General features: G+C 54.3%; 20 protein-coding genes and 1 tRNA gene. 12 read left to right on the top strand and 9 right to left on the bottom strand.

What is annotated here, in order from left to right; all coding sequences use genetic code 11:
* The first annotated feature begins 183 nt into the window (after positions 1–183).
* Both ACR0J4_RS15135 and ACR0J4_RS15130 read left to right on the top strand, forming a co-directional pair.
* On the top strand, positions 184–1,098 hold the full coding sequence (locus ACR0J4_RS15135; protein ID WP_170747335.1) for an RDD family protein: 915 nt from the start codon (positions 184–186) through the stop codon (positions 1,096–1,098).
* Positions 1,099–1,226: 128 nt separating this feature from the next.
* Positions 1,227–1,931, top strand: a complete 705-nt coding sequence (locus tag ACR0J4_RS15130) for a hypothetical protein (protein WP_480668715.1) — start codon at positions 1,227–1,229, stop codon at positions 1,929–1,931.
* 722 nt (positions 1,932–2,653) lie between these two features.
* Here ACR0J4_RS15130 and ACR0J4_RS15125 read toward each other — a convergent pair.
* From ACR0J4_RS15125 to ACR0J4_RS15100, 6 genes are all read right to left on the bottom strand, one after another.
* The gene (locus ACR0J4_RS15125) at positions 2,654–3,034 is read right to left on the bottom strand and encodes a hypothetical protein (RefSeq protein WP_170747333.1); all 381 of its coding nucleotides are present in this window, start codon (positions 3,032–3,034) and stop codon (positions 2,654–2,656) included.
* Between the two features lie 114 nt (positions 3,035–3,148).
* A complete protein-coding gene (locus ACR0J4_RS15120; protein WP_170747332.1) occupies positions 3,149–3,559 on the bottom strand; it encodes a hypothetical protein in 411 nt (136 codons plus the stop codon).
* A gap of 620 nt (positions 3,560–4,179) precedes the next feature.
* Entirely contained in the window at positions 4,180–4,641 is a 462-nt protein-coding gene (locus tag ACR0J4_RS15115; protein WP_170708420.1) for a hypothetical protein, read from the bottom strand.
* 7 nt (positions 4,642–4,648) lie between these two features.
* A complete protein-coding gene (locus tag ACR0J4_RS15110) occupies positions 4,649–8,062 on the bottom strand; it encodes a DEAD/DEAH box helicase (RefSeq protein WP_170708422.1) in 3,414 nt (1,137 codons plus the stop codon).
* Positions 8,063–8,617: 555 nt separating this feature from the next.
* Positions 8,618–8,694: transfer RNA gene (locus tag ACR0J4_RS15105), tRNA-Pro, on the bottom strand.
* 104 nt (positions 8,695–8,798) lie between these two features.
* Complete coding sequence (locus ACR0J4_RS15100) at positions 8,799–9,914, bottom strand: THUMP domain-containing protein (protein WP_170554951.1); 1,116 nt, start codon at positions 9,912–9,914, stop codon at positions 8,799–8,801.
* Positions 9,915–10,210: 296 nt separating this feature from the next.
* On the opposite strand from ACR0J4_RS15100, the gene ACR0J4_RS15095 reads away from it, so the two are divergent.
* Genes ACR0J4_RS15095 through nqrF form a run of 6 tightly spaced genes read left to right on the top strand, consistent with a single transcriptional unit; the run spans position 10,211 to position 16,083 of the window.
* Entirely contained in the window at positions 10,211–11,554 is a 1,344-nt protein-coding gene (locus tag ACR0J4_RS15095; protein ID WP_170641199.1) for a Na(+)-translocating NADH-quinone reductase subunit A, read from the top strand.
* Positions 11,555–11,559: 5 nt separating this feature from the next.
* Positions 11,560–12,768, top strand: a complete 1,209-nt coding sequence (locus ACR0J4_RS15090) for an NADH:ubiquinone reductase (Na(+)-transporting) subunit B (protein ID WP_170641201.1) — start codon at positions 11,560–11,562, stop codon at positions 12,766–12,768.
* Entirely contained in the window at positions 12,761–13,588 is an 828-nt protein-coding gene (locus ACR0J4_RS15085) for a Na(+)-translocating NADH-quinone reductase subunit C (RefSeq protein ID WP_170641203.1), read from the top strand. Before ACR0J4_RS15090 ends, ACR0J4_RS15085 begins: the two co-directional genes overlap by 8 nt.
* Positions 13,588–14,241 (top strand): NADH:ubiquinone reductase (Na(+)-transporting) subunit D, encoded by a 654-nt coding sequence (locus tag ACR0J4_RS15080; RefSeq protein WP_117873115.1) that lies wholly within the window; start codon positions 13,588–13,590, stop codon positions 14,239–14,241. Before ACR0J4_RS15085 ends, ACR0J4_RS15080 begins: the two co-directional genes overlap by 1 nt.
* Positions 14,241–14,849, top strand: a complete 609-nt coding sequence (gene nqrE / locus ACR0J4_RS15075) for an NADH:ubiquinone reductase (Na(+)-transporting) subunit E (protein ID WP_170377273.1) — start codon at positions 14,241–14,243, stop codon at positions 14,847–14,849. The genes ACR0J4_RS15080 and nqrE overlap by 1 nt, the downstream gene beginning before the upstream one ends.
* Before the next feature lie 10 nt (positions 14,850–14,859).
* Positions 14,860–16,083 carry an NADH:ubiquinone reductase (Na(+)-transporting) subunit F gene (gene nqrF / locus ACR0J4_RS15070; protein ID WP_170554956.1) on the top strand — a complete coding sequence of 408 codons (1,224 nt, stop codon included), beginning with the start codon at positions 14,860–14,862 and terminating at the stop codon, positions 16,081–16,083.
* Positions 16,084–16,140: 57 nt separating this feature from the next.
* On the opposite strand, the gene tviB is transcribed toward nqrF, so the two are convergent.
* Complete coding sequence (gene tviB / locus ACR0J4_RS15065) at positions 16,141–17,424, bottom strand: Vi polysaccharide biosynthesis UDP-N-acetylglucosamine C-6 dehydrogenase TviB (protein ID WP_170747331.1); 1,284 nt, start codon at positions 17,422–17,424, stop codon at positions 16,141–16,143.
* 15 nt (positions 17,425–17,439) lie between these two features.
* Positions 17,440–18,453: an SDR family NAD(P)-dependent oxidoreductase gene (locus ACR0J4_RS15060; protein WP_170641207.1), complete on the bottom strand. Its 1,014-nt coding sequence runs from the start codon at positions 18,451–18,453 to the stop codon at positions 17,440–17,442.
* Between the two features lie 125 nt (positions 18,454–18,578).
* Between ACR0J4_RS15060 and ACR0J4_RS15055 the strand changes: the two genes are divergently transcribed.
* Complete coding sequence (locus ACR0J4_RS15055; RefSeq protein WP_170641209.1) at positions 18,579–19,322, top strand: metallophosphoesterase family protein; 744 nt, start codon at positions 18,579–18,581, stop codon at positions 19,320–19,322.
* A 43-nt stretch (positions 19,323–19,365) separates the two neighbouring features.
* Here ACR0J4_RS15055 and ACR0J4_RS15050 read toward each other — a convergent pair whose 3' ends face one another.
* Entirely contained in the window at positions 19,366–19,890 is a 525-nt protein-coding gene (locus tag ACR0J4_RS15050; RefSeq protein ID WP_170472451.1) for a CBS domain-containing protein, read from the bottom strand.
* Positions 19,891–20,002: 112 nt separating this feature from the next.
* Between ACR0J4_RS15050 and ACR0J4_RS15045 the strand changes: the two genes are divergently transcribed.
* From ACR0J4_RS15045 to nqrM, 3 genes are all read left to right on the top strand, one after another.
* Positions 20,003–20,188: a hypothetical protein gene (locus ACR0J4_RS15045; protein ID WP_170377287.1), complete on the top strand. Its 186-nt coding sequence runs from the start codon at positions 20,003–20,005 to the stop codon at positions 20,186–20,188.
* A gap of 66 nt (positions 20,189–20,254) precedes the next feature.
* On the top strand, positions 20,255–21,280 hold the full coding sequence (locus tag ACR0J4_RS15040; protein ID WP_170377289.1) for an FAD:protein FMN transferase: 1,026 nt from the start codon (positions 20,255–20,257) through the stop codon (positions 21,278–21,280).
* Positions 21,281–21,295: 15 nt separating this feature from the next.
* Positions 21,296–21,532 carry a (Na+)-NQR maturation NqrM gene (gene nqrM / locus ACR0J4_RS15035; RefSeq protein ID WP_170641212.1) on the top strand — a complete coding sequence of 79 codons (237 nt, stop codon included), beginning with the start codon at positions 21,296–21,298 and terminating at the stop codon, positions 21,530–21,532.
* Positions 21,533–21,590 lie beyond the last annotated feature (58 nt).

Genomic DNA, 21,590 nt, shown 5'->3' with positions numbered 1-21,590 from the left:
AACTGCCCCAAACCCGATGCTGAAGGCACCGCGGGGAACAACACGTTCGTCAATGGGGAACTTAGGAGGCGGTTTCAAAGTCAGGAGAACGATGGCAAGACTATTGGAGGTTTCTGACTTGTCGTTTCAGCAAAAAAAGTGAAACTTGTGTAGAGAACAAAAACAAAAAAAGACAACAGCGGTATGTCTATCGCGTTGGGAAAGAGGCTGAAAAAATTGTATTACTATCATGATGGGGAAAACGAAGTTGGTCCTTTCAAAGCCAGTAAACTTATTGAACTAGAGAAATCCGGTTTGATTGGGGCTGGTACTCTTGTACGTGCAGCTGACGAAGATGCCTGGCGACCTTTCAACCAACTGGATCCAGAAGAAACTTCAACATGGTCCAATACCGCTGAAGCCGAAGCGGACCGAAGCAGTGTTACCCCGCCACTCCGTGCTGTAAGAGAAGCAGAACCTAGCCGAGAAAAACAGGCAAAAGAATTCATTGATAGCAACAGTGCTTCGGTGGAAATAGAAGCAGCAAAACCCGGTACTTCCTCATTCGGCTGGCTTGCGAACCCTCCCACTCCCTGGAGGCGGTACGGCGCTCGTATGCTCGATACTAGCTTTAACGGCACAGTAGTTTTCTTTTTGTTTGGAACTGCATTCTATGCCATTGCACCTGCCGCTGCAGACGACTTCTTCTCGGTATTCGAGTCAGAGAATGCGAGGTTTCTAGACATTTTGCTAACAACCATTTTTGCCAGTTTACTAGGCGGTTTGCTTATTGGAGCGAGCGGCCTCACCTTGGGGAAGTGGATCTTTGGTATTAAAGTAACCAAGCTGAACGAAAGCAAGCTTGGGATCGGAGCGGGCCTCAAAAGAGACTTCACCGTATTGCTAAAAGGGCTTGGACTGGGGATCCCGATTGTGGCCCTTTTCACTATGTGGTCCGCCTACGGCTACCTAAACAAAAACAAATCAACGACTTGGGACGAAGGTAACTTCATAGTTTGGCATCGACCGAGTGGAACTTCGCAGTACATCCTAAATGTTATCGGCATCTTACTGATTTTCCTGTTTGTGGGTGGATTGACCGCTCTAGGAAATATGTAAGCGAGGCTCTACTAGTTTTGGCGTTCTTACTAGCGTCCATTTTTCTGCTTCTAGCTTGTGGAGCGGCTTCTCTGGGCGCTGGTTCATTCAGCTATCTCGCGGAAAACGTACAGGTTGCGCACGGCGTGTTGAGCATACTGAGTTTGGTTTTCTTTCTCCTTGCGATCGCTGTAGCAATTCTGGCCAACTCCAACGAGAAAGGCGAACTTCGCGGTCCGCAAACAATTTCGGCAATCATTTGCCTAATCTTGCTCGTGCCAACCGGCGGTATCGCTGTCGGAAGGCTCGTGAATTTTCAATCATCTCTAGAAATCATGCGTGGCGTTAAGAGTGCAAAAGGGGAGAAAGTATTTTTTGATCGTGACTTAGCAATTTTAGATGGAGAGATTGGATACGAAACACTGGCGTCATTAAAAAACGGACTGGTGGACGACGGATCTACACCAACTCTTATTCTAAAAAGCAACGGCGGCTCAATCGACAGCGCAGTGAAAATTGGAGAGCTACTGAGTGATTATCAAATAGACGTCGTTGTTGTGAATTATTGTGAGAGCGCATGTGTCATCATCGCGTTGTCAGGCACGCGTCTTTTTGTTTCCAGTCGTGCACGTTTCGGTTTCCATAGGGGTAGCGCAGTCGCCAGCAGAAATAGCCAACTTGGCAAGTACATCGCGGATCTGGCGACTAATGAATACATCTCAGCGCTTAAGTCGCTTGGTGTTCCACAGTCGGTACTCAAAATTGCGAAAGAGACGCCCGCCGATGAAATGTACTATTTGTCTGGCGACCAGATGATGCATTTCGGAATGGCATTGGACCTTTCCGAAAACTAAAAATAACCTGTGTAAACCCCGAAGGGCGCTCTGGCTCAGCCTAGTCGAACTGCTCACAACCTCGCCCGAAGGAGCCGTCCAGTGCGCTCAGCTGCATGTTCTGAATCGCTGTCCTAATTAGGTCAAAACTGGAGATTTAGAGGGAAAACTTAGTCCCAAAGCAAATGTGGATGTTCAGCGAATTTTAGCGCGAAGTCACCGCACTTCGGACAGAGGTAATGGATGTCCGTGAAAATCGAAAGCTCTCCAACTTTGGAGTGACCCCAGGTTTCTGATTTCTGCCCGACGCCTCTTGATAGCCCTTCGGCATCAATACGCTGGACGTGTACTGATCCACAAGAACCGCACACCAATGGCACGTTCAAGTAGTTCGCGGCGGTCAGCGAACTGCAGTCGGCACATATTTCCGGCCACTTTACACTTACATCGTGGGTCATTCTGCCTGAGCCAAGTAAGAAGCTGCCTTCGTAGTCACAACTGCTGCAATCAAACTCTATCGCAAAACCCATTTCTTGCTTCCCACTCCTTAGTTGGCAGTTCCAGGTCATCTCAATCACAGGCTTTTCTGGCTTTAGAAACCGCGGAACACATGCCGTCGGTTAGGAAAGAAAAACGATAGTCTCAGCCATTGGCGTAACGCTAATCTCATCTGCCGAAACCAGCTTTGTTTTTGCCACTTCTGACCCAAGCGAAGTCCATTAGACAGGTGCCGATAGCTGAACTTAAGCGACAGCTGCAAAGTCAGGTATGTTGCGTTCGTCGACGGTGTTTTCAACTAGCAAAGCTAGCACCTGAATTTCTGGGGTCGAATAACCCACTTCGGCCAACGAACGGACCGCTGCATCCAAAAAAACTTCATACAGCATGTTATCATGTCCAGGATTTCTGCATGCCAAGGCATAAAGTGAAAGGTTCCAAAAAACAGCTTCCGAGACGTTATTGACTAAACCTGACTTGAGCGCAGTGTATCCTGGTAGCCAGAGTTGCTGCTTTAGGATGTCGTTCTGAATTGAGCGCTGAATGTTTGCAGGCACCCCATGATTGTCCATCGTCTTCAGTGCAATCGCCTGAGTAGAGGACTTAACAAAGAACTTCTTGACCATTTTTTACACTCCATTTCAAACTATCATGTTAGGAAGCCGGCATTGAGCTTGTGATTTCATGCCAAGGCATTATCGACACTTGCAGAAAGGGCGCGAATGCTAGTCGAGCGTCGGTCAATCCAGTTCGTCGGTGGAACCGCCGCATTTATCTACCAGGTAGTCATGGAAGGAATAGAAACTATGGGCGTCCGGGTGGTTCTTGTTCACCTTCGATAGGCGATACTCGCGAGCGAACGCTTTGTGCCAAGTCGCTTTTACTTGATCAACCAAACATCCCTGAACCGTCCCCATTTCTTCATCAATGCTGACTACGAAACCAACTCGATTTCCTTGTTGTCTCCCAATACCAACGTAGTTGCGAACATAGAAACTTTTGTTGAAATCACTCCGGTCGATCTTGTGAATGGAGAAATTCCAGTCCGAAACACCGTTGCGTTCCAGAACTGCAAGGAGTTTTTTGTCGCAAATTTCTGCAGGAGTTGGCACGCCAAGTATTTTTGATGTGGCAAAATTCAATAACCCCATATCCAAGCTCCTTTTTCTGGCTTCAAGTTCGACTTAGTGCCAGGCCCTTTGATTTGCCTTTTTTCTCTCGCCAAAGACTTGTGTTTTTCTGCCAAATTCCAGCCAGTTGGCTTTGCCTGAGCGAAGCAGTTTGATCTGTTAGCTACAAAGTGTTTCTGGCAGCTGACACCTGAATGCAGGTGTCTCGTGTTGGATTGACACCCATATCGAATTCCAGACAGGCACCCCCTTAACCATGTGGGTGGTGGACTCGCCCTGGCGTTGCTCGAGTTAAAGGCGACACGGTCATATCACTATGTGTTTCAGTTATGAGCAAGTGTCAGCAACTGTAAATTGGCTCAGCTATCACATTAGCCTCCTGTCCGCAGCGGCGGCAGGCGAACTGCGGACTAAAGGTCATTTTTCAGGGCGCAACATTGAACAGTCGCCCGAAAACGCAACCAACGCTATTCAAGTTCGAACCAAGCGCGCAACGCTGGCACTTGGTTCCCCAAAGAGGCTCTGGTTTCGGAAAAGCAAAAGCCAATCGAAAGGGCTAAACTGTACGTTGAAACTACTTAACAATCGGGAAGCGGACGGTGAAACAACATGACACTTGTTTGGACTTAAAAAACAAATGCTCATCTTCCCCTACGGCCAAATAAGGTTCTAGGCATTTCCGCGATTATTTCCGCTCTAGCCTCTTCGAGCTTAGACGATTGTGAACCTGCATGGATTTCAAATGCATCGCGTAAGGTTGCACGCGTGTCTTTCAGTTCCTCCCTCAATCGGTCTGTCATTCGAGTTTCGAACTCTGCAGCTATCGAGTTCATTTTCTCTTCGACGATCTTCTCTACTGTTGCAGGCAAACCTAAGGCCAGTTTTTCGAGCCTTTCATAGTCGCTGGACAATCCCGTTGCTGCCTTTTCGAGTGCAGTGAATGTCGACTTGGCCTGCGAAAGCAGTGCGTTCGTTTCCAATTGGATGTTCCGCATTTCAGACAAGCTTTCTTCCGCAGCCTCTAATTTGGCAACCGTTTCAGTAAGCTGGAGACCAGCAGTCTTAATTTTTTCTACTGCATCAAATCCGTCTTTGAATGACATCACTTCCTCACATTACTGTATCTAGTTCCCGGGCGAGCTCTAAGAACAACTCGGTCTCAATAGCGCGAGCGGGTATGCTGTCGTGTATTGCTAGCAACTGACTACGCGAAGGGCTGTCTTCTACCAACCACTCACCTATCAAGTCACAAACCGATGCATCATGAGAAGCTACCAATGAAAGCAATTTGCTTCCGCTCGTTTCCCAGAATTTCAGAACCCCATCTGGTAGAGCCGCATTTAACCTCATTTCCGCTTCTGCTCCGGATTTTTCGTCATTTAGTAGCGAAAACAAAAATGCTGCTAAATTTAGACCCGGGCTGTCCTGAGTTCCCTCTAGAAGGCGCGCTAGTTGTGTTGAAAGCTTTCGCAGCACCCCTTGCTCACGCTGGAGCTTGCCGGTTTCATCAATCAGAAGCTCCTCCAGGGTCTTAACTACGTCTTTTTGAGGCATGTCCCGCAACATTGCCAATTGAAACGCACTACTGTCTACCTTGAAGAATGCTTCTAAATCTTCTCGGAAGCTATCTGCTTCATCTTCATTAAACGTCATACACTTGTCGTAAAGGTTCTTTGTTGATTGGAGCCGACTGTCTAGATGCTTTCGGCGCACCCAGTTCAACAGTTGCGAATAGAGTTCTGGCCAGTTTTCTTCTGTCGAAGCTTGTGCTTTTAATCGCTCCAGAGAACTAAGATCAGCGAACTTGCCATCAATAGCTTGAAAGCGAGCGGCAACTTTTTCACAAGCTTCCTTGAAAGAATTCGGAAGTTTCGAGACCTCAGTTTCCTTCACTCCTTCGTCAAACTGCCCCCAGTTGGTGACAACCCAAGGCGCGATTAGTCCCATTTGATAAAGTCGATAGAGTGTTTCCTGTAGTCTTTCTTTGCCGTGGCTCAAATCCGAGAATTGGCTCGCGTTGATAGAGACAGTTTCATCATTGGTTCCATTGATGAGTTCGTGCGCTCGTGTGACAAGTGCTAACTCCTCTTCGACGGAAATTAGCCCCTGTGATAGAAACCAAAGCTGCCGACGAAAGTCTCCGCGAACTTTCGGTTTGTCCGCAATTTGGTTAAAAGTCTTGGGTGAGGGATCTGCTCTTAGTCTTTCAAATATGGCTTCGACGTCGTCTGCTTCAGGCTTGAATAGCATTTGACAAAAGGATTTCTTCCGGTCGCGACCAGCCCGTCCAGCCTCTTGATAGAAAGCTTCCATAGAACTAGGCATCCCTGCGTGAAGCGTATAGCGAACATCCTGTTTATTCACGCCCATTCCAAATGCTTTAGTCGTTACAATGACATCAAGCAGCCCTTTTTTCCAAAGATCTTGGACTGTTTGTTTGTAGTCTTCAAAAGTCATTGGCTTTGGAATTTCAGGATTTCCTAGCCTCACATAAGCTGTGTCGAGATCAAATTTTTTTGGCATCTTTCCGGAAAACTGCCCTATTCGAAGACCCAGTTTTGATTGACCAAGCTTCTCAGAATATGCCCATACACCCAAATCACCATTCACATATCGCGAGAAAATATGAGTTGGTGGAGGCGCATTTCCATCACTCGATGCGACAATCCTCTTTACTTCATTTTCGACATAGGAAGGGCCACTGAACTCATGCTTGATGAAAAACTCTAATTCGGTCCTGCTGCGGTGCATTTCGTAGGCAACAAGTTCTTCCGGGATTTCGAACTCAGACTGAATATCGCGTAGTACGTTTACACTCGCGGTTGCGGTAAGCCCCAACACAGGTACATCTGATGAAATGCTGCCGAGTATGCCAGGTAACGTTAAATATGACGGTCTGAAATCATGGCCCCACTCGCTCAAACAATGTACTTCATCAACAACAAACATCTGTAACAGCTGTTTTGATTTCAGGTGATTTAGCAGCTCTCGAAACGAGGCAATTTGGAAGCGTTCGGGTGAAACAAAAGCAAACCTGATCTCTCCACGTCTTATTCGACCAGCCAACAGTTGATCGCGGATAGGAGCAGGCATGTCGCTGTCGATGTTAACCACGCGATCTGAAAACCCGGCAGTTTGTAATTCGGCTGCGTGATCTCTGCCAAGCGCCTTGATGGGAACGATCACAACAGTGGCGCCTTGGCTCAATAGTGAAGGCAACTGGAAACACAGAGACTTGCCGGATCCAGTGGGCATCAAACCTAGTGATTTTTTGCCCATAAGCGCATTGAAAATTAGCGTCTCTTGACCTGGGCGAAAGTTTTCATGCCCAAAGACCTTATGGCACAGCTCAGTGAGGTCTGACGCCAAAGGCAGCTCATTTGATACTTGATCTCCCGATTTTACAGGCAGATACGAAATCCCTAAGTCTTTTGCGCGTATTGTTCGATTAACTTGACCATCCCTAAAAGCATATGGAAGGTCTTGTACCGCGCTAGTTTGGACTGTGAGCTCACCTCTTCGCAAAACTTTGTCGTCTGGTCGGTCAAACAACAGCATATTGACGTGCAGGCCGTCAGCATCAAAAACAACTCTTGGCGCAGAAAAGTCCGAAAAAGAAAGCCGCGCGAACAATTCGAGCCAGCCAAACAAGTCATCCAGTGCGGCGTTTACCCAGCTTTGGGTTGCTACTGGCTGGAAGTCTTGCGACACGGACAACCGCCACACTGGTTCCGATAGGTCAAGCTGACCATGAGAGATCGCCGCCAGCACTGCTAACTGAAGGCGGATACTGGCGGTCACGTCGAAGCGCCAAGAAGGCATCAAGTGTTCTTCGTTAAGAGAACACTCTTTGTAAGCCTGCAGTCGCGGGCTTTCTTCGCATTGCTTACGCAACTCCGAAATGAATTGCTGAAACCGGCTGTTTTTTGCACGTAGATCAGATGTTGAAAGACGTAGTGTCGAAATTCCATGCCTATTTAGATACCTGTTGCGTTCACTGTCTTTTCTAATCTGAGCGGGCTCTTGATGTGAACCGCCGTCGATTTCGATCACTAGATCCGCCTGAGGAAGGAAGAAATCTACCTGTTGGGCATTACTGTCCACAGCCTTTCTAGGTCGATGGTTGTGCAAGTCATCCAATTTTTGGAACAGCGGAAACTCAGGCACTATCAGTTGCCCTATGAAAGCCCAATAACCTAACTCTAACGGCAACACCTTATGGAAGAACTCAGAGGCAGGATTGTATCCATCGGACGCTCCGCGAATGGTTCGATCCCATTTGCGTTCGTTGTCTCCTAGTAGAAGGAGTGGCGTTTCGACATTTTTTTCCCCTAACGCGAATTGTTGATACTGTTTAGGAACCAAAAGTTCGACGAGCCTGGGCGACGGTTTTGTTGGCGCGCCCCTCGTAAGTACTGAGAACGTATTTGCAACAAATTCTGGAACAGGTTTGACGTCGCCTTCGAGTCCAGAAACCTCAAACAACAGATCGCCGGAGAAGAAGCCAGCACAGAAACTTGACAAGCGATTATCCTCTTAGAGATCTGTCCTCGCGTAAACACCATGCTGGTTTCCGTTAGCATTTCAAGCTCACTGGGCACCCAAGACTGCGAAGAGAGCAGGCTCTAGCTTGGCCTTGGCAACGGCTTTGACCAAATGGTTGGCTATCGCTTGTTTATCTTAGCCAAGTTTTGCTGGAAGTGTATCCTGTCAGCTTACGTTCGACTTTGGCTCTGAGATATGAGAGCGACCCCCATACAGTTTCTCAAGGGGGACCCCCCTGGACAGCCTCCCGGTGGGGTCTGCCGTCGGTCTCAAATAAGCGCCAACGAATAAACAATAACATGCGCGTTGCCCGGCTCGTGGTTCGTTGTGGTTCGCTGGCGACGGTTACACGGTGCAACCTATCGCGCTGTCCGTTGACGCGACAACCTACCGACCACTCGCACCTGCCCACTTAAAATGCCGGGCTGTATCGCACGACGCGTGAGTGCGCACAAACCACGGCTTTCTGGTGTCCATAGCGGTGTCCAGCTCAACGATAGTAGCGGCTTATTTAGGTTAAGATATTGATAATATTGGTCGGAGTGAGAGGATTCGAACCTCCGACCCCTGCCTCCCGAAGACAGTGCTCTACCAGGCTGAGCTACACTCCGACCGTGGCGGCGGGTCTATACGCGTGGGTTGGGATGCGCAAGAGGGTTCTTGTGCGTGAAATTGGAAAATTCTTGGCGCTCTCTACTAGGTTGGGCTGAATGCACTACTCTAGAATCTCGGTTCTATACAGGCGAATTTTCGTGCCGCCGTGATCGACGAACGGACCAGTAGGCAGAAAAGGCAGGCGCGTCGCGCGAGCGAGGGCAGGGGCGCTGGTGATGACGCCGACGCGCCAACCCTGGAAGTGGTTCATCAGCGTTTTGCCAAGGCTGCCATATAGCGAACGCAGACGTTTTTCGTCACCGATCCGTGCGCCGTATGGAGGGTTCACGATAACCAGACCAGCGGGTCCGGGGGGTGGTTTGACATCGCTGACGGCACGATGCTGAAAACGGGTATGCTCCGCCACACCAGCTTGTTCGGCGTTGGCAGAGGCGGCCTCGACAGCGCCTGTGTTTCGGTCGGAGCCGTAGAACTGAAGGGGGCTTTCGGATGGGCGCCACGCGCTTCGCATTGCCTCCCACGCCGCTTTGTCGAACCCGGACAGCTGCTCGAAAGCGAAGGATCGCGAACGTCCCGGCGCCAGCCCAAGGGCGATCTCGGCGGCTTCAATGACAAAGGTGCCCGAGCCGCACATAGGGTCGACAACCGGCTCCGTCCTCTCGAACCCGCATTCACGCAGGAACATCGCAGCCATGGTCTCGCGCATGGGGGCCTTGGCAACAGCGGTTTTGTGACCGCGCTTGTGCAGCGGCTCGCCTGAGCTGTCGATCGACAGCGTGCATATATCCCTTTCGATGCGCAGTAGAACACGCAGATCGGCCTCGGGAGAAATCGCTGCGCCCAAGGTGTCAGAGATTGCGCCCTCAATGCGCTGGCGCGCAGCCCCGGCATGGTAAATGCGAGACTTGCGACTGATGGCTTCGACCTTGACGGGCACGTCGGGGCGTAGAAAGTCCGACCAGGGAAACTTGCGCGCGCGTTTGTCCAGCTGGGCCAGATGAACGGCAGGAAAGCTGCCGATGCGCACCAGGACCTTGTTGGCACCGCGCAGGACAAGATTGGCCCGCCAGACCTCGGACCAGTCGCCCGTACAGCTTACGCCGCCGGGCACGATACGCGCGCCTGCGAATCCGTGCTGCGTGGCCTCGGCGCAGAGCGGGGTTTCGAGGCCCGGTGTTGCCACCAGGAAGATATCTAGGTCGTGGGTCATGCTCATTTTTGTTGCTTACACCGGATGCGGCAGAGGTGCGACCGGCAAAATATCGGTGTGTTAGCGCCAATATGAACATTCGATTAAGACAAAGTGACAAACAATAGATAATTTCGAGCCTAACGGGTTTGCGTTTCTGGTCGTCGGCGCGTAAAGGACCGACATCAGACACACGCCTGCGGATTCCGACCAGCAAATAGCACTTTGCGACCCGGTTGGTTTATCATCCGCGCTATCAGATGCCTCTTCCAATTGGGCGATGATAGCTGGCGCAGGAGAGAGGCTTGGAAGACAGTAGCGAGATGCAAACTTTCAAACTGAAAAAAGGGCTGGAATTGCCGATCGAGGGTGCCCCGGATCAAACGATCCAGCCAGGGCCGGAATTCAGCCAGGTTGCGGCTTTGGGCGGCGACTATTTGGGGTTGAAACCCCGCATGCTGGTGCAGGAAGGCGATGAGGTGCAGCGTGGCACTCCGCTATTCTGCCACAAGGACGTCCCCGAGGCGATGATGGTTGCTCCGATGACCGGCAAGGTCATTCAAATCAACCGGGGTGCGCGCCGCGTTTTGCAAAGCGTTGTGATCGAAATCTCCGACCCGAATGACGCGGGCGTCGATTTCTCGGGCGTGGGCAATGGCGACACGGCCGAGGGCGTGGCAGAGAAACTCTGCGCGGCGGGTCTTTGGACGGCGTTCCGCACACGGCCTTATTCGAAAATGCCGGCCCCCGGCTCCAAACCTTCGGCGATCTTTGTCACCGCGATGGACAGTGAGCCGCTAGCCGCTGATGCCGCCGTGATCATCGCCGATGCAGGTGAAGCCTTTGGCGCCGGTCTGGCAGCGGTTGCCAAGCTGTCGGATGGCAAGACCTACCTGTGCCACAAGGATGGCGACGCAATTCCCGGTGCAGACGAGGCCGGAGTGGAAGCGGTGGCCTTCGCAGGCCCGCACCCTGCTGGTCTGGCGGGTACTCACATCCACTTCCTGGAGCCGCTTGCAGGAGAAAAACAGGTCTGGACCATCGGATATCAGGACGTCATCGCGATTGGTCGCCTGATGCAGTCCGGCCACCTAGACCCGAATATCGTGATCGCTCTGTCCGGGCCGGGCGCACGTCAGCCGCGTTTGATCCGCACCGCAATGGGTGCGTCGACAGATGAGCTGACGAAGGATGAGATCAACTTGGACGGAATACCCCGGATCATTTCTGGCTCTGTTCTGTCGGGTACTCAGGCCGAGGGACCGACCGCCTATCTGGGCCGGTTTGCGCGTCAGATCACTATCATCAGGGAAGACCACGATCAGATTCCGATGGGCTGGATCCGTCCGATGCCCTCGAAATACTCGGTCCAACCGGTCCTGGGTTCGGCATTGTCCAACAAACTGTATAACCTGACCAGCAACCTGAATGGTGGCCGTCGCGCGATGGTACCGACGGGCGTGTTCGAACGGTTGATGCCGCAGGATTACCTGCCCACGCAGCTGCTGCGGGCCTTGCTGGTGATGGACACTGACACCGCTCAGGCACTGGGTGCACTGGAGCTGGACGAAGAGGATCTGGGCCTTGTCGGCTTTGCCTGTCCGGCGAAATATGAATATGGGCTGGCGCTTCGCGACTGCCTCGCCAAGATTGAAAAGGAGGGCTGATCCAAATGGGTTTGCGCAGCTTCTTTGATCGGATCGAGCCAAACTTTACCAAGGGCGGCAAGTACGAGAAGTATTTCCCTATCTACGAGATGGTGGAAAGCTTCATCTACACTCCGAAAACTGTAACCACCGCCGCGCCGCATGCTCGGTCGTATATCGACATGAAGCGGATCATGACCTACGTCGTGATCGCGACGATCCCCTGTATCCTGTGGGGGATGTACAATACCGGCTATCAGGCGAACTCGGCCATCGCGCTGCTGGGGCCTGAATCGGCCACCGGATGGCGGATTGTTCTGCTGCAGATGTTTGGTATCTCGCTGGACCCGTCCAGCGTCTTTGCCAATGTGATGCACGGGCTCACTTATTTCCTGCCGATCTACATCGTGACACTTGTCGCGGGTGGTATCTTTGAGGTCATTTTTGCCACTGTGCGGGGCCATGAGGTGAACGAGGGTTTCCTTGTTACTTCAATGCTTTACACGCTGATCATGCCTGCAACCGCGCCTCTTTGGCAGGTAGCGTTGGGCATCATCTTCGGCGTTGTAATCGGGAAAGAAGTCTTCGGCGGCACCGGCAAGAACTTCCTGAACCCGGCTCTGGTCGGTCGTGCGTTTCTGTACTTTGCATACCCGGCGAGCATGTCCGGTGACACAGTCTGGACGCCGGTTGACGGCTTCTCGGGCGCAACCGCGCTGTCCGTCTCCGCGTCGCAGGGCTTTCAGGCTCTGGCCGCTGATGGCATCACCTGGTGGAATGCGTTCTTCGGCTCGATCCAAGGCAGCTTTGGTGAAACCTCAACGCTGGCCTGTATGATCGGTCTGGCCTTCTTGCTGGCCACGCGGATCGCCAACTACCGCCTGATTGTCGGCTGTCTGGCCGGTACGATCGGCTTTACCTTGCTGCTGAACCTCATTGGTTCGGACACGAACCCGATGTTCGCGATGCCTTGGTACTGGCACGTGGTCATTGGTGGGTATGCTTTCGGTCTGGCCTTCATGGTGACCGAGCCTGTTTCCGCCAGCCACACCAACATGGGTCGCTACATCTATGGCGCGCTGATCGGTATCATGGTTGTGATGATCCGTGTCATCAACCCAGCTTTCCCAGAAGGCATGATGCTGGCCATTCTGTTCGGCAACGTCTTTGCACCGCTGATCGACTACTTCGTCGTCCAAGCCAACATCAAACGGAGGGCGCGTCGCCATGTCTGATACGCAATCCCCAGATCAAAACGAGGCACCTAAAGGCGCGATCGCCAAGTTCCTGGCAGCCTCGCCGGACTCTGTCGGCAAGACGATTATCATCGCGGTTGCCGTCTGTCTGGTCGCTTCGATGGTCGTGTCCGCAGCCGCCGTTAGCTTGCGCCCGGTGCAGGAGACCAACCGCCTGAAGGACAAGCAGGTCAACGTTTTGCAGGTAGCGGGTGTCTATGAGCCTGGCATCGACGTGACCGAAGCCTTCGCCGCGTTTGAGCCTCATGTGCTGGAACTAGCGACCGGTGAGTTTGTCGATGATCAGTTTGATCCGGCTACGTTCGACGATATCGCCGCCGCCAGCGACCCTGAACTGAGCGTCGCGCTGGACGATGACCCGGCGGGCATTGGTCGCAAGTCGAACTACCGCGTGATCTATCTGCTGCGCGACGACGCAGGTGATCTGGACAAGGTGATCCTGCCGCTGCATGGCTACGGTCTGTGGTCCACGCTTTACGGCTTTATCGCGTTGGAGAACAACGGCAACGACATCTACGGGTTGCAATTCTATCAGCACGGTGAGACCCCCGGCCTTGGGGCCGAGGTGGACAACCCACGCTGGAAGGCGCTGTGGAACGGTAAAAAGCTGCGTGACGATAATGGTGATCTGCAAATCACCGTGTCGAAATCCCAGCCCGCTGCCGGACCCGACTTCTATATCGATGCGCTGGCGGGGGCGACCTTGACCTCGGTGGGTGTCGATAACCTGGTGAAATTCTGGATGGGCGATGCGGGTTACGCACCGTTTCTGGCCAAACTGCAAGCAGGAGAGCTCTGATGTCCCAGACCAAGAAAGAGATGCTGGTCGACCCGCTTGTCGACAACAACCCGATTACCTTGCAGGTGCTGGGCATTTGTTCCGCGCTGGCGGTCACCTCGTCGCTGCAGGTGTCGATGGTGATGGCGCTGGCGGTGATCTTCGTGACCTCGTTCTCGTCCTTTTTCATCTCGTGCCTGCGCAACCAGATCCCGGGCTCGATCCGGATCATCGTGCAGATGGTGATCATCGCCTCGCTGGTGATCCTGGTGGACCAGATCCTCAAGGCTTATGCCTTTGAGATCTCGAAAACCCTGTCGGTCTTCGTCGGCCTGATCATCACCAACTGTATCGTGATGGGCCGCGCCGAGGCGTTTGCGATGAAGAACCCTCCGGTTGCGTCATTTATAGACGGCATGGGCAACGGCATGGGCTACGGCCTGATCCTGCTGCTGGTCGGCTTCATTCGTGAGCTTTTCGGTGCCGGGTCGCTGTTCGGTATCACCATTCTGGAGACCGTCAACAATGGCGGCTGGTACGTGCCCAACGGCATGCTGCTGTTGCCCCCGTCGGCGTTCTTCATCATCGGTCTGATCATCTGGGCCTTCCGCACATGGAAGCCGAACCAGGTGGAAGAGCGTGAATACAAAATTCAGCAGGTAGAGGCCCACTGATGGAAGGTCTGATCTCACTGGCCGTAAAGGCCATCTTTGTCGAAAACCTTGCGCTCAGCTTCTTTCTGGGGATGTGTACTTTCATCGCCGTGTCGAAGAAGATCTCGACCGCGCTGGGTCTGGGGATTTCGGTCATGGTCGTGCAGGCCATCACTGTGCCCGCCAACAACCTGCTGCTGAACTACTTGCTGAAACCGGGTGCGCTGTCTTGGGCTGGGTTCCCCAATGTTGACCTGACCTTCCTTGGCCTGATCTCGTATATCGGCGTGATTGCGGCGATGGTTCAGATCCTCGAGATGGTTTTGGATAAGTATTTCCCGCCGCTCTACAACGCGCTGGGGATCTTCCTGCCGCTGATCACGGTGAACTGCGCCATCCTGGGTGGTTCGCTGTTCATGGTTGAGCGGGACTACAACTTTGCCGAGGCGACCACTTATGGCCTGTCTTCGGGCTTTGGTTGGGCACTGGCGATCACCGCAATGGCGGGCGTTCGCGAAAAGCTGAAATACTCGGACATTCCCGACGGCCTGCAAGGTCTGGGGATCACCTTCATCACCGCGGGTCTGATGGCGATGGCCTTCATGTCCTTCTCGGGCGTAAAACTGTAAGGAGGGCAGAATGGAAACTTTTGGTTTAGGCGTTGCCCTTTTCACAGTGATCGTCATCGCGCTGGTGACGATCATTCTGGCGGCCCGTTCGAAACTGGTCTCGACCGGTGACGTGAACATTACCATCAACGGCGAGAAGACCATCTCGGTCCCTGCCGGTGGCAAGCTGTTGCAGACTTTGGCGGCCGAAAAGCTGTTCGTTCCCTCCGCCTGTGGTGGCGGTGGTACCTGTGCGCAGTGCCGGGTGAAGGTGCATTCGGGCGGCGGGTCGATTTTGCCGACCGAAGAAAGCCACATCACCAAGCGTGAAGCGGCCTGTGGCGACCGTCTGTCCTGTCAGGTTGCGGTCAAGCAGGACATGGACATCGAAGTCCCCGAGGAAGTCTTTGGTGTCAAGAAATGGGAATGCACCGTTCGTTCGAACGAGAACGTGGCGACCTTCATCAAGGCTCTGACCCTGGACCTTCCCGAAGGCGAGGACGTGAACTTCCGCGCTGGTGGCTACATCCAGATCGAAGCCCCCGCGCACCAGTTGAAATACACCGATTTCGACGTGGAGGAGGAATATCGCGAAGACTGGGATCGCTTCAATCTATGGCAGTACGAGTCCGTCGTCGCTGAACCGATTGAGCGTGCCTATTCGATGGCTAACTATCCGGACGAAAAGGGCATGATCATGCTGAACGTCCGTGTTGCCTCGCCCCCTCCGGGGTCCGATGGCATCCCTCCGGGTCAGATGTCGTCATACATCTTCAACCTGAAACCGGGTGACAAGGTCACCATCTCGGGTCCGTTCGGTGAGTTTTTCGCCCGCGACACCCAAAAAGAGATGGTCTTCATCGGTGGTGGCGCGGGCATGGCCCCCATGCGTAGCCACATCTTCGACCAGCTCAAGCGTCTTGAGAACCGTGATCGCAAGATCAGCTTCTGGTACGGTGCGCGGTCGAAGAAAGAGATGTTCTTTGTCGAGGATTTCGACCAATTGGCCGAAGAGTTCGACAATTTCGATTGGCACGTCGCCTTGTCGGATGCGCAGCCCGAGGACGATTGGAAGGGCTATACCGGCTTCATCCACAACGTTCTGTTCGAGGAATACCTCAAGAACCACCCCGCGCCTGAAGATTGCGAGTTCTACATGTGTGGTCCTCCAATCATGAACCAGTCGGTCATCAACATGCTGCTGGATTTGGGTGTGGACCGCGAAGACATCATGCTCGACGATTTCGGCGGGTAAGAAACAAAAAAGCCGGCGCATGGTGCGCCGGCTTTTTTTGTTGGGCTCCAAACCGCGTCAGAGCCTCAAGTCACTCGCGTCCCTAGGCAGGCAGGACTTGATGTCGAACACCACGCTGTTGGGTTTGCCGTAAGCTCGGAACGTTGACGGATCAGCGTCTTTGTATTCCTGATGCGCGACGGCCAGAACGACTGCATCATAATTTCCGTCCTGAGGGGAACTTGAAAGCGAGAGGCCGTATTCAGCCTCGGCTGCGGCGGGGTCGGCATGGGGATCGTGGACGTCGACGCTGATGCCATAGCTTTGCAATTCCTCAATGATATCAACGACGCGTGTGTTCCGCAGGTCAGGACAGTTTTCTTTGAAGGTCAGGCCAAGAACCAGAACACGTGCTGCTCCGACATTGATGCCGCTTCGGGTCATGCGTTTGACCAGTTGAGACACCACATAACTGCCCATCCGATCGTTCAGCCTCCGCCCGGCCAGAATGATCTGAGGGTGATGGCCCACGGTCTCGGCCTTGTGGGTCAGATAGTAGGGGTCCACGCCGATACAGTGCCCGCCGACCAGACCGGGGCGGAAGGGCAGGAAGTTCCACTTGGTTCCCGCCGCACGCAAAACGGCCTCGGTGTCGATCCCCATCCGTCCAAAGATCATCGCTAGTTCGTTTACCAGCGCGATGTTCAAGTCGCGCTGAGTGTTTTCGATCACCTTTGCAGCCTCGGCCACGCGGATGCTTTCGGCCTTGTACGTTCCGGCGGTGATGATCCGCGCATAGAGCGCATCGACCAGATCCGCCACCTGCGGGGTCGAGCCCGAGGTCACCTTGCAGATATCCGCAATCCGATGGGTCTTGTCGCCGGGATTGATCCGTTCGGGGCTGTAGCCGGCAAAGAAATCAGTGTTGAAGCTCAAGCCCGAGGTGCGTTCCAGCACTGGTACGCAGTCTTCCTCGGTCGCGCCGGGATAGACGGTGGATTCGTAGATCACCAGATCGCCGGGTTTCAGGGCCATTCCCACGGTTTCCGAGGCCGCGAGTAGAGGCGACAAATCAGGTTGTTTGCCTGCGGTGATTGGGGTGGGCACCGTGACGATGAAGGTGTCGCATGCCGCGAGGTCGGAGGCTTGCGTGGTGAAACTCAGGCCCGATGCGGCGGCAAGGTCTTCGGGCTCGACCTCTTGCGTTGCGTCCTTGCCATTGCGCAAGGCGTCGATCCGTTCGGCGTTGATGTCAAACCCGACCACGGGGCCGATTTTTCCAAAAGCGACTGCCAGCGGCAGGCCGACATAGCCCAACCCAATCACGGCGATTTTGCGGGCGTCAGGATTGGTTTCCAGCATTCCGGTCTTGGCCCTCTACTTGCCGTGATAGTCGCGGAACCACGCGACAAACTGCGCGATCCCGTCTTTGAAATTGGTTTCCGGGCGGTACCCTGTCAGGCGTTGCAACAGGTCGGTATTGGCCCATGTGGCGGGGACATCGCCCATTTGCATGGGCATATAATTGCGGATGGCCTTTTTCCCGATCGCCGCCTCGATGGCCTCAATGAAATCCATCAGGCGCACCTTGTCACCATTGCCTATATTGACGACGCGGTGCGGCGCGACGGGGGACAGGCTGTCGCCGTCCTCGACCTCATCCGCGCTGGCGGGCCGCACCGGAGGCACGTCGATCAGCAAACGGATGCCACGGACCAGATCCTCGACATTGGTGAAGTCGCGATACATGTCGCCGTGGTTGTAGATATCAATCGGGCGATCCTCGAGGATCGCGTCCACGAACTTATAAAGCGCCAGATCGGGCCGTCCCCAGGTGCCATAGACGGTGAAGAACCGGAACATGGTGGTCGGCAGGTCCCAAAGATGGGCGTAGGAGTGTGCCATCGCCTCATTGGCCTTCTTGGTGGCCGAATAGATCGTCAGCTGCGTGTCGGCCTTTTCAACCTCGGTAAAGGGCATATCCTCATTCGCGCCATAGACCGAAGAAGTCGAGGCCATCAGAAGGTGCTGAACCTTGTGCTGACGCGCGACCTCCATCACGTTGAACGTGCCGACAACGTTCGAGTTGATGTAGCTGCGCGGCTCTTCCAGGCTGTAGCGCACACCGGCCTGAGCGGCGAGGTGGATGATCACCTCGGGCTGAAACTCATCCGCGACCTGCATCAGCCGTTCATGATTTTCCAGCATGTCCTCGGTGGTGGTAAAGCTGGGATTTTGCAGCAACATCTGATGGCGGCGTTGCTTGAGGGCGACGTCGTAATAGTCGGTCATCCCGTCATAACCATGCACACGGAACCCTTCGGACAGCAACAGCTTCGCCAGGTGAAAGCCGATAAATCCGGCCGTGCCCGTGATCAAAACCCGCTTCATACATCCCTCACGCTTCGGCTACCCGTCTGCATTGTCTATCAAGGTTGCGCGCGCATTGGTCAACCGCCCGTTTCCGGACCGATTGCCGATTGTCCGTGGCAACTGGTCAGAGTAGAGGTCATTGCATGGTGACGGGCTGGATCAAAGGGCTGCTTGGACCGGGCGGAATGCGCGGCGCGGATGTGTCGGGCATAAGGCCCGAGGCGCCTTTCGTGGCCATCGGAGATATCCACGGACGTTTGGACCTGTTGCAAGCCCTGCTGCCGAAGCTCGACGACGGCCTGCCCTGGGTGTTTGTCGGTGACTATATCGACCGGGGCGATTACAGCGCGCAGGTGTTGCGGCAGTTAAAACATCTGAGTTTGACCTCGAATGGGCGCGTAACCTGCCTGCTGGGCAATCACGAAGAGATGTTACTGCGGTTTCTTGAGGATCCGTTCGGCATTGGCCCGCTGTGGATGAACAACGGGGGCGCCCAGACGCTTGCCTCCTTTGGAATAAAGGATTTCGCCGCCGACAAGGGCGATTTGGCGGAGCGTTTGCGCATTGCCATGGGCGAGGCGCTCGTGGACTGGCTGACCGAGAGGCCCTTGATGTGGAACAGCGGCAATGTCTCTGTCGTTCATGCCGCTCTGGACCCTCGGGCATCAGCGGAAAAACAGGACCGGAGAACCTGTCTTTGGGGCCACCCCAAGTTCCGACAGCAACCGCGCCGGGATGGTCAATGGGTGGTGCATGGACACACAATCGTTGATCAGGCCGAGGTTCGGGACGGGGTCATTTCGATCGACACCGGCGCTTTCGCGACCAACTGCCTGACCGCTGCTGAGTTGTACCCCGGAGGGGTCACGTTCACGGCAACGGCTTAGGTCGTTTGGCCCGAGCCGAAAGATCGCCGCGGGCCGGGTTGCTTTAGCCAACGATCATCTGCTTCATACGGAGCGCTTCGTATTCCAGCTCTTTCAGACGGAAATGCACGACGTCACCGATGGTGATCATACCGCACAAAAGTCCATCACGGACAACTGGCATGTGGCGGAACCGGCCTTCGGTCATGGTTTTCAGAACCGCATTCAGCGTGTCGTCGGGCGAGCAGCTCTGAACCTCCTTGGTCATCAGATCCTCGACCGATTGCGGCAGCGTCTGGCCGGGCGTGTCAGCCATACGTCGCACGATGTCGCGCTCGGACAGGATGCCCTGCAGCGCTCCGTTCTGATCAGTGACCAAAACGGCACCGATGTGTTTTTCCTTGAGAATGTTGACCACCGTGTGGATCGTCTCGTTCGGACGGACCGAGAACACCGCGTCGCCTTTCCCCTCAAGCAGTTTTGCCACGGTCGTCTGCGACTGCGACAGGTTCGATCCCGTCGACTGGCTGTAGGTGGACTTGTCCTGCTTGTCGCCGCGTGTGGGGGCCTGGTATGAGGTTGGGGCCATGGGCAATCTCCTTTTTGGTTCTTGCAAAGTCTTTCCCTTTCACCTTAGCGCAGCTAAATGGCCTGTATAGGGTGCAAATGCCCGCATCGGCGAAAACCCGGAGTCCAAGCCTGTGAGTGACATCTATCTGACACCCCCCATTGCTGCGCTGATTTTCTTTGTTGTGGTGGTCTGCGGCCATAATTTTCGCATGGTGTGGAAACAGCAGCCGGACGGGTGGCAGAAACGGGCGTGGTTGTTCGGACTTCCAGCTGGGATCGGCCTTTTGATGTTGGGTTTTTTGCCGCTGAAGCTGTGAAGCCGGTTTGACTCTGACCGGGGTGGCTGGCATATGCCGGGCACTGCTTTTCCCGGAGACTGATCCATGCGTCTACTGCCTGCGCTGGCCCTTACCACCCTTTTGACTGGCTGCCTGTTCGACAAGGAACACGATGTGGTGCGCCTGTCGGGTGAGACCATGGGCACGACCTTCAATGTCACTGCGATTGGCGAGGATCTGGATGAAACCGCGTTGGCTGCTTCGGTCGAAGAGACTCTGGCCGCAGTCAACGCCAAGATGTCGAACTGGGATCCAAATTCCGAGGTTTCGACCTTTTCGGCGTCCACCAGCACCGACCCCGTTGCGGTATCCGACGAATTCGTACTGGTTCTGGCCGCCGCAAATGACGTTCACGACAAGACCGATGGAGCCTTTGACGTCACCCTCGGCCCGTTGATCGAGCTATGGGGCTTTGGCCCGCGCAAGCCCGAAGACCCTGTGCCATCCGATGCTGATATCGAGGCCGCGCTGGCAGGCGTTGGACAAAAGCGGCTTTTGACCCTGGATGCTGAGGCAGGAACGCTGGCAAAATCCGAACCTGGCGTTGGGATCAATCTGTCGGCCATCGCCAAGGGCTATGGCATTGACGCTGTCGCCGAGACCCTGCGGGACGCAGGCATCGAAAACTATCTGGTCGAGATCGGCGGCGATCTGGTCTCAAAAGGCCAGAACGACAAGGGCGAAACGTGGCAAATCGGGATCGAAAAGCCTCAGGCCGGGTCTCAGAGCCTGCAGTTGATCGTGTCGCTGGATGATCGCGGTATGGCCAGTTCGGGCGATTACAAGAACTACTTCGAACAGGATGGCGTGCGCTACTCGCATATCATCGACCCGACAACCGGGCGTCCGATCACGCATCGTACGACCTCGGTCACCGTTCTGGCGGAAAACGCCATGATGGCGGATGCCTGGGCGACTGCAATGCTGGCACTGGGTCAGGAAAAGGGTATGCAACTGGCCGAAGAGCATAAACTTGCCGTGTATTTTATCTCGCGGGATGTGACAGGCGGCGATGATGCCTATATAACCTCCCACAGCAGCGCGTTCAAAGACGCCCTGGGCACCAACTGATTGGTAGGAACCGAGATGAGCACCTTCATTCTGGCCTTTATTCTTCTGTCTCTGGTCATGGTCGGCATGTCGTTGGGCGTGATGTTGATGGGTAAAACCATCAAGGGCAGCTGCGGCGGTCTGAACGCGATCTCAGGCGCAGATAAATGCGTGGTCTGCCAAAAGGACATCGACCCCGACAGCTCTCTGCGGGACCAGCTGCAATGCAAACGCGCCAAGAAGATGCTGGAGCAGATGGAGCGTCAGGCCTAATCAGCATTTGCACCACCTGCTGGGAATTGGCTAGATAGCCTCCGGACCAGATCGGAGG

The organism is Ruegeria sp. B10, from assembly GCF_056539825.1.
Note: the sequence above shows the minus strand (reverse complement) of the source record. Positions and strands in the feature narration are given on the sequence as shown.

Bases quoted from the DNA above. Each gene is read 5' to 3' on its own strand.
- ACR0J4_RS15095 (WP_170641199.1), top strand. From the start codon at position 10,211: ATGCAAACTTTCAAACTGAAAAAAGGGCTGGAATTGCCGATCGAGGGT.
- ACR0J4_RS15055 (WP_170641209.1), top strand. From the start codon at position 18,579: ATGGTGACGGGCTGGATCAAAGGGCTGCTTGGACCGGGCGGAATGCGC.
- nqrE (WP_170377273.1), top strand. From the start codon at position 14,241: ATGGAAGGTCTGATCTCACTGGCCGTAAAGGCCATCTTTGTCGAAAAC.
- nqrM (WP_170641212.1), top strand. From the start codon at position 21,296: ATGAGCACCTTCATTCTGGCCTTTATTCTTCTGTCTCTGGTCATGGTC.
- ACR0J4_RS15120 (WP_170747332.1), bottom strand. From the start codon at position 3,559: ATGGGGTTATTGAATTTTGCCACATCAAAAATACTTGGCGTGCCAACT.
- ACR0J4_RS15040 (WP_170377289.1), top strand. From the start codon at position 20,255: ATGCGTCTACTGCCTGCGCTGGCCCTTACCACCCTTTTGACTGGCTGC.
- ACR0J4_RS15060 (WP_170641207.1), bottom strand. From the start codon at position 18,453: ATGAAGCGGGTTTTGATCACGGGCACGGCCGGATTTATCGGCTTTCAC.
- ACR0J4_RS15100 (WP_170554951.1), bottom strand. From the start codon at position 9,914: ATGAGCATGACCCACGACCTAGATATCTTCCTGGTGGCAACACCGGGC.
- ACR0J4_RS15085 (WP_170641203.1), top strand. From the start codon at position 12,761: ATGTCTGATACGCAATCCCCAGATCAAAACGAGGCACCTAAAGGCGCG.
- ACR0J4_RS15050 (WP_170472451.1), bottom strand. From the start codon at position 19,890: ATGGCCCCAACCTCATACCAGGCCCCCACACGCGGCGACAAGCAGGAC.
- ACR0J4_RS15080 (WP_117873115.1), top strand. From the start codon at position 13,588: ATGTCCCAGACCAAGAAAGAGATGCTGGTCGACCCGCTTGTCGACAAC.
- ACR0J4_RS15115 (WP_170708420.1), bottom strand. From the start codon at position 4,641: ATGTCATTCAAAGACGGATTTGATGCAGTAGAAAAAATTAAGACTGCT.
- ACR0J4_RS15135 (WP_170747335.1), top strand. From the start codon at position 184: ATGTCTATCGCGTTGGGAAAGAGGCTGAAAAAATTGTATTACTATCAT.
- ACR0J4_RS15090 (WP_170641201.1), top strand. From the start codon at position 11,560: ATGGGTTTGCGCAGCTTCTTTGATCGGATCGAGCCAAACTTTACCAAG.
- ACR0J4_RS15125 (WP_170747333.1), bottom strand. From the start codon at position 3,034: ATGGTCAAGAAGTTCTTTGTTAAGTCCTCTACTCAGGCGATTGCACTG.
- tviB (WP_170747331.1), bottom strand. From the start codon at position 17,424: ATGCTGGAAACCAATCCTGACGCCCGCAAAATCGCCGTGATTGGGTTG.
- nqrF (WP_170554956.1), top strand. From the start codon at position 14,860: ATGGAAACTTTTGGTTTAGGCGTTGCCCTTTTCACAGTGATCGTCATC.